Genomic DNA, 10,932 nt, shown 5'->3' with positions numbered 1-10,932 from the left:
AGCGCGGGCGCGGGTCGCGCCGCGGGCGCCGAAGGACAGCGCTCGGGCTCGGGCGGTGGCGGTCGCCGCCGCTCCGGCCAGGGCAACGGCGGCCAGGGCGCCTCCGGCACCGGCAACAACCGCCGCGGCCGCGGCCCCCGCCAGGCAGCCTGACCCAAGCCGGTCAAGCCCCGCCGGCGATTGAGGCGCGGGGTCCGGGGCAGAGCCCCGTGGCCTCCGCCCCGCAGCGGCGCAACAAGGCGGCGGGGCGGACCCCACCGGCTCACTCCACCAGACGCGCCCGCAACACCTTCACCACCCGCCGGTCCACCCCGAGGCCCTCGGCCACATACCGGTCCAGACTGCCGAAGGCACTCCGCACCTGCTCACGCGCCGCGTCCAGATACTCCATGCGGACCTCCTGGACAGGAATCAGCAGCTCCGGATTCCGCATCAGACCCGCCTGGCGCAGCCCCTCACGCACCTGCGCGTCATGAGCGGCGCGGAACGTGTTCGACGCCAAGTAGTCGCCCACCGCGTCCCGTTCGGACACCCCGAGCAGGCTCAGCAGGACGTACGTCATCCAGCCCGTGCGGTCCTTGCCCGACGTGCAGTGGTAGAGCAGCGCGCCGCGCCCGCCGTACGCCGCGTCCCGGAGCGTCGCCGCGAATTGGGCCCGGTTGGCCGCGTCGGTCACGAACATCCGGTACGTGGTGCGCATCGCGGCGGCCGCCTTGCCGTTCCCGAGCGCCTCCTGCTGCACCGCCGGGTCCTTCGAGCCGATCGCGGCCATCATCTGCTCGTACTGGCCGCCGTCGGAGACGGACCGCGAGGTCACCGCGAGACCCGCGGGCAGCCGGTCGGCGCCGTCGGTCTTCACCTCGAACGGCACCCGGAAGTCGACCACTTCGCCGAGGCGCAGACCGGCGACGCGCGCGACGTCCGCGTCGGTGAGTTCGCTCAGCGCGTCGGCCCGGTAGACGAGGCCGTACCGGACCCGGCCGTGGCCCCGGGCGCGGTAGCCGCCGATGTCCCGGACGTTCACCGCCCCCTTGAGGGGGATCTGCCGGATGCCACCGGTGGCCGGCCTTGCCGGTGCTTCTCCCGGTGCTCCCGGTACCGCCGCGGCGACGGGAGCCGCGGTGAGCGCTGCGGCCGTTCCGAGCGCGGCGGCGAGCGCTCGGCGCCGCGAGAGCGCCGCCGTGTACGCGTTGTCTGTTCTGTCAGCGTGCCCTGTTCTGTACGTGTGCGGCATACATGAACTCCCTTGAGGAGGCGGGCGGTTCTCGTGCCCGGTCAGGGTGGGGTGGGGAAGGACTCCAGCGTTTTACGGGCCTCGGTCATCACGCGGTCGACAAGCTCCGCGCAGCTGGGCAGGTCCTCTATCAGGCCCGCCACCTGGCCGGAGGCCATGACGCCGAGGTTGGTGCGGCCCTCGACCATGGAGGCCTTCAGGAGCATCGGGGTGTTCGCGGCCAGCAGCACCTGGCTCCAGGTGAGGTCCTTGCCGTGCTTCATGGCGAGCCCGTCGCGCACCATCTGCGGCCAGCTCAGGCCCGAGAGCTTCTTGAAGCCCGTGGCGCGCCGCACGGCGTGCAGCAACGCGCGCGTACGCCCGGCGCTCTCCAGGGAGTCGACCAGTTCCGAGCGCAGCATGCGGTGCGGAAGACCGTCCACCGCCGTCGTCACCGTGACGTCCTTGACGCTCGCCGCCAGGTACTTGGCCTTCACCGCGTCCGGCACCGTCGAGTCCGACGTCAGCAGGAAACGCGTGCCCATGGCGACGCCCGCCGCCCCGTAGGCGAGCGCCGCGACCAGGCCCCGGCCGTCGCGGAAACCGCCCGCCCCGATCACCGGGATGTCGACGGCGTCCACCACCTGCGGCAGCAGCACCGACGTCGCCACCTCGCCGGTGTGCCCGCCGCCCTCGCCGCCCTGCACGATCACCGCGTCCGCGCCCCACGCCGCGACCTTCTCGGCGTGCCGGCGCGCCCCGATCGACGGGATCACGACGGTGCCCGCGTCCTTCAGCTCGGCGATCAGCTCGCGTGAGGGGGCCAGTGCGAACGAGGCGACCTTCACGCCCTCCTCGACGATCACCTTGACCCGCTCGCGCGCGTCCCCCGCGTCGGCCCGCAGGTTCACCCCGAAGGGCTGGTCCGTGCGCGACTTCACCTCGCGTACGGCGGAGCGCAGCTGGTCGAGCGTCATGGTGGCGGACGCGAGGATGCCGAGCGCCCCCGCGTTCGCCGCGGCCGACACCAGGCGAGGCCCCGCGACCCACCCCATACCGGTCTGCACGATGGGGTGGCGCACACCGGTGAGCCGGGTCAGGGGCGTCGGAATCGTGAACGCGGCGGAGCCCGGGTCCGGTTCGGAAGGCGGTGTCATACCGGCTTGACCTCCCGGTCCCGCGTCGCCTTCGGGTCGATGACCTCCCGGATGAGCCGCAGCTCCTCGGCCGTGGGCTCCCGGGTGGGCGCCACCTCGCCGCTCTCCGGGAGCACCAGCGCGAACCCCGTCGCCTCCTGGACCTCCTCCACCGTGACGCCCGGATGCACGGACACCAGCCGCATCGCGTGGTCGTCGGTGTCGAAGTCCAGGACGGCCAGGTTCGTCACCACGCGCGGGATGCGATGGAACCGCGTCGCCGACGGGCCCGCCGCGGCGGCGCTGTCGTAGCCCACCCCGCTGATCATGTCGACCTTCTCGACGAAGACCCGGCGGCTGTGCTTGGGGACCCAGTAACTCACCGGATTGTTCAGCGTGTTGACCGGGGCGCCGCGCACCCCGAGCAGCTGCCGGTCGGGCCGCTCCCAGTCGCCGATGCACGAGATGTTCTGGTTGCCGAACCGGTCGATCTGGCTGGCCCCCATCATCACGTGCCGCTTCCCGCCGGTGACCATCGTCAGATGCTGCCGGTACGGGAGCCAGCCCTCCGGTGCGCCGTCGAGCCCGACCACCATCGCCTCGCCGTCGGTCAGCAGCAGGCCGGGGGAGAAGGCGCGCTTGGCCAGGCGCGCGCCGACGGACGGGATCAGGCCCATCGGGCTCGCCAGCACCTCCCCGTTGTCCCGCCAGGCCTCGGCGCACGCGATCACGCAGTACTCGGCGCGGGACACTTCGGTCGTGGTGACGCTGGTGGTGACGCTCACTTCTGCTCCTCGTGCCAGGCCTGGACGGCGGACTGGTACTGCTTCTCGTCACCGCCGGGCGGCAGGAACCGCTCGGCGAACTCGGGCCAGGGCGTGCTCGCGTACAGCTTCTGGAACGCCTCGTCGCGGCCGTATTCGGGCACGCAGGACGTGAAGTGCGCCCCGTGCGGCGTCTCCACGACGCCCGTCACGGAATGCCGCTTGACCAGCAGCGTCTGCGGCACCGTGGTCGTCCCGAAGTCGTCCACCAACTGCTCGCACGACACGTAGGCGCTGTCCGCCGCCTCGCAGAAGAGGTCGTCGAAGTACGGGTCGGGGCCCAGGTACTGGCCGTTGCCCGCGCGGTCCGCCCGGTTCACGTGCACCAGGGCCGCGTCCAGGCGCAGCGCCGGCATCGCCACGAACGTCTCCCCGTCCTCGTACGGCGAAGTCACCGTCCGCAGGCCCGGGTTGACCCGCATGACGTCCGAGCCGATCCCGGCCCGCACGGGCAGGAACGGCAGCCGGTTCGCCGCCGCGTGCAGCCCCCACATGAACATCGCCTCGTCGACCTCCATCAGCTCGAACGCGCCCTGCTGGCGCGCCGCCCTGAAGTTCGGTTCGAGCGGGATGGAGTCGAGCGTCACGAACGCCGCGACCAGCTTGCGGATCTTCCCGGCCGCCGCGAGCAGCCCGACATCCGGGCCCCCGTACGAGACGACGGTCAGGTCCGTGACGTCGCTGCGCAGCAGTGCCCGCACCAGCGCCATGGGCTTGCGGCGCGAGCCCCAGCCGCCGATGCCGATCGTCATGCCGCTGCGCAGCCGCCCGACCACGTCATCGGGCGTCATGGTCTTGTCCCCAGTGGTCATCACTCGGTCTCCTGTCCGAAGGTGTCGCGGACCCGGTCGGCGACCCCGCTCAGATTCGCCTCGAAGGTGAAGCCCTGCTCGAAGCGGTAGCTGTGGTGCACGTCGACGGGGTCGATCCCGTTGAGCGCGGACTTGGCGAGGCGGATCAGGTAGCCGTCCTTACGGGCGATGTCGCGGGCCAGCTCCAGGGCGGCCTCGCGCAGTTGCCCCCTCGGCACGACCTGCCACACCGAGCCGTGCGCCTGCAGTTCGGCAGCCGTCGCCGTGCGGGACGTGTAGAACAGCGCGCGCATCAGGTGCTGCGGGACGAGGCGGGCCAGGTGCGTGGCCGCGCCGAGCGCGCCCCGGTCCAGCTCGGGCAGGCCGAACGTCGCGTCGTCGCTCGCCACGATCGCGTCCGCGTTCCCCACGAGTCCGATGCCGCCGCCCAGGCAGAACCCGGCGACCGCCGCGATCACCGGGACCTCGCACTGGTACACCGCCGAAAACGCTTCGTAACAGCCCCGGTTGGCGCCGATCAGGGCGCTGTGGCCGCCACCGGCCGCGGCCGTCTCGCGCTGCATCTCCTTGATGTCCACCCCCGCGTTGAACCCGCGGGAGGTCTCGGCGGCGGTCAGCACGACGCAGCGCACATCGGGATCGCGGCCCGCGGCGCGCACGGCGTCCGCCAGGTCGTACCAGCCCCGCACCGGCAGTGCGTTGACGGGTGGGAAGTCGACCGTGACGACGGCGATGCCCTTTTCGGGTGAGGAGGTGGAGACACCCATGGCGTTCAGCTACCTTTCCACCTAACGTTTGTTTGGTACGTCGATGACGGTAGCAGGCGGCGAGGGGGAGCGGAATGGGTCGGGCAGCGGTCGGCGCAAGTGGACCCGAAAGGGTCGGGAAGGGGTCCGGAATGGATCTGAGCGGTCGGGTGGCCGTCGTCACGGGCGGGACGAGAGGAGTGGGAGCGGGGATCGCGGGCGCCTTCGCGCGAGCCGGGGCGCGGGTGATCACCTGCGCCCGCAGACCACCCGAAGTCCCCATGGAGGGCTGTGAGTTCATACAGGTGGACCTGCGGGATGCGGCAGCCGTCGAGGCGTTGTTCGCGGGCCTCGACCGGGTGGACGTACTGGTGAACAACGCGGGGGGCACGCCGTACCGGCCGCTCGCGGAGGCGGACGCGATCCGGCACGCGCGCGTGCTCGAACTGAACCTGACGGCGGCGCTGACCGCGTCCCTGGCCGCCCGCGAGAAGCTCGCCGCCGCGCGCGGTTCGATCGTCATGATCGGCAGCGTCAGCGGCAGCCGCCCCTCGCCGGGCAGCGCCGTGTACGGGGCGGCGAAGGCAGGCCTGGAGCACCTCGCGCGGTCCATGGCCGTGGAGTGGGCGCCTCACATACGGGTGAACACGCTGGTGCTCGGCATGGTCCGCACCGAACTGAGCGAACTGCACTACGGGGACGAGGACGGCATCGCCGCGGTGGGCGCGACCGTGCCCATGGGGCGCCTGGCCGAGCCGCGCGAGGTCGGCGACGCCGCGGTGTTCCTGGCGTCGGACGCCGCCTCGTACATCACCGGGGCGAGCCTGCTGATGCACGGCGGCGGCGAGCTCCCCGCGTTCCTGGACGCGGCAACTGTCAACAAGGAGGCGTGAGATGACGGATGCGAAGCCGGTCGGCGAAGACGATGGAGCCGGCGACAGTGGAGGCCTGTGCGCGGGGCGGGTGGTCGCCGTCACGGGAGCGGGACGCGGACTCGGGCGCGCCCACGCCCTCGCGTACGCGGCCGAGGGCGCGAAGGTCGTCGTGAACGATCTGGGGGTGGGCCTGGACGGCGCCCCCGCCCCGGACAGCCCGGCGGCCCAAGTGGTCCAGGAAATACGGGCGGCGGGCGGTGAGGCGGTGGCGCACGGCGGCGACATAGCGAGCTCCGAAGGCGCCGCCTCGCTCGTCGCGGCGGCCGTCGACACCTTCGGGCGCCTCGACACACTGGTGAACAACGCCGGGTTCCTGCGCGACCGGATGCTGGTCAACCTCGACGAGGACGACTGGGACGCCGTGATGCGGGTCCACCTCAAGGGACACTTCCTGCCGCTCAAGCACGCCGCCGCGTACTGGCGGGCGGAGTCGAAGGCGGGCCGCACCCCGGCGGCCCGCGTCGTCAACACGTCCTCCGGAGCGGGCCTGTTGGGCTCCGTCGGGCAGGGCAACTACAGCGCGGCGAAGGCCGGAATCCTCGGCCTGACCCTGGTCGCGGCCGCCGAGATGGGGCGCTACGGCGTGCAGGTCAACGCGATAGCGCCGGCCGCCCGCACCCGGATGACCGAGGCGACGTTCGCCGAGACCATGGCGGCGCCCGGCGCCGACGCCTTCGACGCGATGGCCCCGGAGAACGTGTCACCGCTGGTCGTATGGCTCGGCTCGGGGGCAGCCGCGGACGGGGTGACCGGGCGGGTCTTCGAGGTGGAGGCGGGCCGGATCACCGTGATGGAGGGCTGGCGGCCGGGCCCGACCGTCGACAAGGAGGAGCGGTGGACCCCGGCGGGCGCGGGGGACACGGCCCGTGAACTGCTGGCGCGCGCGGCCGTTCCGGGGGGTGTGTACGGGGCATCGTGACACCGGGGCGCGGGGGTCCGGGGCAGAGCCCCGCGGCCTCCGCCCCGCCGCGGCCTCCCGCCCAAGGGGCTACGTGTCGCACTCCCACACCGTCCGGCACAGCGCGCACCGCGCCCGCACCCGGCCCCGCACCGGCACCCGGATCCGCTGATGACACGTCGGGCACGCGAACGCCACCCGCAGCCCACCACCCCGCCCCGACGCCCCGTCCACCGCCGCCGAGAACGCGTAGGGGCTCGCCGGGTCGAGCCCGCGCGGCCCGTGGTCCTGCGCATACCGGCGGTCCTTTGCATAGCGCCGCCGCCCCGCCCAGCCCGCCGCGGTCAGCGGAGGCTGCTGCTCGTCACGGCGCGCCTGCGCCAGCCCCTTCGCGTACGCCGAGTACGCCTGCGGACTCGTGAACCACGTCTCCGGTCCCTCGCCGAAGACGAGGGACCGCTTCGCGAGCACGTACCCGAACTCCTCCGGCGTCAGATAGCCCAGCTTCTGCGACGACGCCGCATCCTCCCGATAGGCGTCCAGCAACAGCCAGCCCGCACCCAGATACGTAGCCGCGGTATCGGTCAGGATCTCGTTGTCCCGCGTCCCCGGCAGCGACAGATCAAGACGGTGCAGATACACATGCATGACCTCGTGCGCGAGCGCCGCACCGATGTCCCGGCGATGCGTACGGAACCGGTCGTTCAACTCGATGAAGTACTCGGGGCCCGCCGCCAGTTCGACGCTCGCCGCATGCCGCATCTCGCGGAAGCTCACGATCATCCGCGCGTCGGGGAGCCGATAGTGCCGCACCAGCTCACGCGCCACCCGCTGCACACCCAGATACAGATCGTCGCCGTCACTGAACGCCACGTCGACCGGGGCGACGCTCGACGAGAACGTCTGCACCGTGTCGTAGGAGAGCCGCTTGTAGAGCGCGGTGATCGCCGACCGCACCGTCTCCAGATGCGGATAGCCGTGCACCACCGGTCCGCCGTCCGCCACGCGCGCACCCCCTGGGTCCGCCGGGCCGGTACCCGGCGCCTCCAGAGTACGGCCATTAATCCAAGACCTGCCGCCCCTTTGTCCATGGGCTCCCCCGCCCCGCCCGGCGCATCGTGATCGGCACGCCAAGACGCCGTGAGAAGGAGTGCGCCGTGCCCGAGCAGCCCCAAGGCCAGCCGTCGGAGAACTCGGAGAACTCGGAGGGCGGGAAGGTGGATCCGGGCAGGCCCGGCGGCGACCCACGGGACCCGACCCCAGGCCCCAGCCGCAGAACCCTCGTCGTCGCCGGAGCGGTCGGCGGGGCCGGCGCCGCGCTCGGCCTCGCCCTGCCCGGCACGGCCCGCGCCGCGACCGCCACGGACACCGCGACCGCCGCCGCAGGCGTCGCCGTCATCCGCTCACGGGACCTCGACGTCCGCGTCGGGACCGCGTTCCCTCTGATCGTCTCCTACACCGACCGCGCCACCGGTGCCGTCCTGCACGCCCAGCCCGACCCGGTCACGACACTCCTGATCGACGGCGCCGAGCACACCCCCAAGGTGACGTGCACGCCCGCCGCCGACCACGCCGACTACCGCCTCGCCTTCACCGGCGGCACCACCATCGACATCCGGATCGCCGTCGAGGGGCACCAGGTCGACTGGCGCGTCACGAAGATCAGCGACACGGCGAACCTGCGCGTCGGCACCCTCCAACTCCCCGGCCTCGCCCTGCTGTCCGTCCGCAGCGACCAGCCCGGCGCCGCCCTGCTGGCCGCCACCGTGCAGCTCGACAAGGCCAAGAGCGGCGACACCCTCGTCACCCCGACCACCGAAAGCCCCGCCCAGGCGCCCACCGGATGCGCCTACGCCGTCGTCGCCCACGACCGGCTCGGCGGCGCGATCGAGACCAACACCAGTTACGACAAGCCCGCCGGCACCGCCGGAACCACCTGGGAGAACGGCCGCCTGTGGCGCGAGACCGTGCGCCGCGAGGGACACACCGCCGCCCGCCTCGCCCCCGGCCAGTGGACCCACCGCGCCGCCACCGCCCCCGTCGACGCCACCGAACCGCTCCCGTACGCGACGGTCGTCGTCACCGGAGACCGCAACGGCGACGGCAAGGTCGACTGGCAGGACGCCGCCATCGCCTTCCGCGACATCGCCCACACCCCGCGCGGCGCCGACGAACAGCACCTGCGCGTCGTCCCGCACATCCCGTTCAACTTCGCCTCGCAGGCCACCAACCCGTTCCTCGCGACCCTCGACAACGTCAAACGGATCCACCTGGCCACCGACGGGCTGCGCCAGTACACCCTCCTCAAGGGCTACCAGTCCGAGGGCCACGACTCCGCGCACCCCGACTACGCCGGGAACTACAACACGCGCGCGGGCGGCCTCGACGACCTCAACACCCTGGTCCGCGAAGGCAAGAAGTGGAACAGCGACTTCGGCGTCCACGTGAACGCCACCGAGTCCTACCCCGTCGCGAACGCCTTCTCCGAGACACTCGTCGACAAGAGCAACGAACAGTGGGACTGGCTCGACCAGAGCTACCGCATCGACCAGCGCCGCGACCTCGTCTCCGGCGACATCGTCAAGCGCTTCGCCGACCTGCGCCGCGACACCGACGACGGCCTCAACACCCTCTACATCGACGTGTTCCGCGAGTCAGGCTGGACCTCCGACCGCCTCCAGCGCACCTTCCGCGACCAGGGCTGGAACGTCACCTCCGAGTGGGGCCACGGCTTCGAACGCTCGTCCCTGTGGTCGCACTGGGCCACCGAGACCGACTACGGCCCCGACACCTCGCGCGGCATCAACTCCCGCCTCATCCGCTTCATCCGCCACCACCAGAAGGACGTCTTCGCCGACAAGTGGCCCACCCTCCTCGGCGTCGCCCGCATGGGCAACTTCGAGGGCTGGGTCGGCAAGACCGACTGGACCGCCTTCTACCGCCTCATCTGGACGCACTCGCTCCCCGCCAAGTACCTCCAGGCGCAGCCCATCAGAACCTGGGACGAGCACGAGATCACGTTCTCCGGCGCCACCCGCACCAGCGTCACCGACGCCTCCGGCGCCCGCCGCATCACCACCGACGGCCGACTCGTCTACGACGCCGGCACCTACCTGCTGCCCTGGGAGCCCCGCAAGGCCACCGACCCGGCGAAGCTGTACCACTACAACCCGCAGGGCGGCAGCACCAGTTGGCGGCTCCCGCGCGCGTGGGAGAGCAGAAGCAGGGTGGCCCTGTACCGGCTCACCGACCAGGGCCGCGTCTTCGACTCGTACGTCACCGTGTCCGGCGGCAAGGTCACGCTGAAGGCCGACGCCGACCGGCCCTACGTCCTCTACCGGGACCGCGACGACCTCGACCGCGATCCCGCCTGGGGCCAGGGCACCCCGCTGCACGACCCCGGCTTCAACTCCGGCTCCCTGAAGGGCTGGACGGTCACAGGACCCGCCTCCGTCGAGCGCAGCGACCTCGGCGACCACGAACTCGTCATCGGCCCCGGCGCCGCCGCCACCGTCTCCCAGCGCCTGACCCGCCTCGCCCCCGGCAGCTACGCCGCGTCCGTGCAGGTCGAGGTCGGCGCCAAGGCAGGGGAGCGGCGCACGGCCACCCTGGAGATCCGCACGGCCGACGGAGTGACCGCCACGAACCGGACCGACAGCTCCACCGCGGGCAATTACGTCGCCGCGGACCGCAAGCACGGCACCCGGTTCCAGCGGATGACCACGTACTTCACCGTCCCCGAAGGCGGCGGCCCGGTCACGCTCGCCCTGCGCGCCGCCGCCGGTGCGGCCCGCGTCCGTTTCGACAACGTACGCATCGTGAAGTCGCCCGCACCGAACCGGCCCGCCGGAACCGTGGCCCACGAGGACTTCGAACATGTCCCCCAGGGCTGGGGCCCCTTCGTGAAGGGCGACGCGGGAGGCTCCACCGACCCGCGCACCCACATCGCCCAGCGCCACGCGCCGTACACCCAGCGCGGCTGGAACGGCAAGGCGATCGACGACGTCGTCGACGGCACCCAGTCCCTCAAGTCGCGCGGCGAGAACACCGGCCTCGTCCACCGCACCGTCCCGCACACGGCCCGCTTCGAGCCCGGCAAGCGGTACCGGGTCGCCTTCCGCTACGAGAACGAGAAGGTCGGCCAGTACGCCTGGATCACGGCGGTCGACGACCCGGAGGCCAAGGAACTGTCCCGCGAGGAGCTGCCGGTGGCCACCGAACCCTCCACGCTCACCTACGAGTTCACCGCACCGGAGACGGCGGAGGCCTGGGTCGGACTGCGCAAGACGGGCGAGGACGGCACCGCCGAGTTCACCCTGGACGCCTTTGAGGTCACCGAGATCGCCTGAGCCGCGACAGGCGGGCCCG

General features: G+C 72.2%; 9 protein-coding genes. 3 read left to right on the top strand and 6 right to left on the bottom strand.

The features are described from left to right. Window positions 1–262: 262 nt before the first annotated feature. Genes OKJ99_RS18510 through OKJ99_RS18490 form a run of 5 tightly spaced genes read right to left on the bottom strand, consistent with a single transcriptional unit; the run spans window position 263 to window position 4,752 of the window. Window positions 263–1,234, bottom strand: coding sequence for a tyrosine-protein phosphatase (locus tag OKJ99_RS18510; protein ID WP_326017663.1), 972 nt, complete (start codon window positions 1,232–1,234; stop codon window positions 263–265). 41 nt (window positions 1,235–1,275) lie between these two features. Continuing rightward, window positions 1,276–2,325, bottom strand: coding sequence for an NAD(P)H-dependent flavin oxidoreductase (locus OKJ99_RS18505; RefSeq protein WP_326017673.1), 1,050 nt, complete (start codon window positions 2,323–2,325; stop codon window positions 1,276–1,278). 41 nt (window positions 2,326–2,366) lie between these two features. Continuing rightward, complete coding sequence (locus OKJ99_RS18500; RefSeq protein ID WP_326017661.1) at window positions 2,367–3,134, bottom strand: CoA-transferase subunit beta; 768 nt, start codon at window positions 3,132–3,134, stop codon at window positions 2,367–2,369. Then, entirely contained in the window at window positions 3,131–3,985 is an 855-nt protein-coding gene (locus OKJ99_RS18495; protein WP_326017659.1) for a CoA transferase subunit A, read from the bottom strand. Before OKJ99_RS18495 ends, OKJ99_RS18500 begins: the two co-directional genes overlap by 4 nt. Beyond that, window positions 3,985–4,752: an enoyl-CoA hydratase family protein gene (locus OKJ99_RS18490; RefSeq protein WP_326017657.1), complete on the bottom strand. Its 768-nt coding sequence runs from the start codon at window positions 4,750–4,752 to the stop codon at window positions 3,985–3,987. Before OKJ99_RS18490 ends, OKJ99_RS18495 begins: the two co-directional genes overlap by 1 nt. 131 nt (window positions 4,753–4,883) lie before the next feature. On the opposite strand from OKJ99_RS18490, the gene OKJ99_RS18485 reads away from it, so the two are divergent. After that, entirely contained in the window at window positions 4,884–5,624 is a 741-nt protein-coding gene (locus OKJ99_RS18485; RefSeq protein ID WP_326017655.1) for an SDR family oxidoreductase, read from the top strand. A gap of 1 nt (window position 5,625) precedes the next feature. Further along, window positions 5,626–6,585: an SDR family oxidoreductase gene (locus OKJ99_RS18480; RefSeq protein WP_326017653.1), complete on the top strand. Its 960-nt coding sequence runs from the start codon at window positions 5,626–5,628 to the stop codon at window positions 6,583–6,585. Window positions 6,586–6,654: 69 nt separating this feature from the next. On the opposite strand, the gene OKJ99_RS18475 is transcribed toward OKJ99_RS18480, so the two are convergent. Beyond that, window positions 6,655–7,569, bottom strand: coding sequence for a zinc ribbon domain-containing protein (locus OKJ99_RS18475; RefSeq protein WP_326017651.1), 915 nt, complete (start codon window positions 7,567–7,569; stop codon window positions 6,655–6,657). 212 nt (window positions 7,570–7,781) lie between these two features. Here OKJ99_RS18475 and OKJ99_RS18470 point away from each other — a divergent pair, with 212 nt between their 5' ends. After that, window positions 7,782–10,913, top strand: coding sequence for an endo-alpha-N-acetylgalactosaminidase family protein (locus tag OKJ99_RS18470; RefSeq protein WP_326017671.1), 3,132 nt, complete (start codon window positions 7,782–7,784; stop codon window positions 10,911–10,913). Window positions 10,914–10,932: the final 19 nt, after the last annotated feature.

Origin of the sequence: Streptomyces endophyticus, from assembly GCF_035798155.1 — a bacterium.
GTDB lineage: Bacteria > Actinomycetota > Actinomycetes > Streptomycetales > Streptomycetaceae > Streptomyces > Streptomyces endophyticus.
The sequence above is the reverse complement of the archived record's forward strand: the minus strand, read 5'-3'. Positions and strand labels throughout refer to the sequence as shown.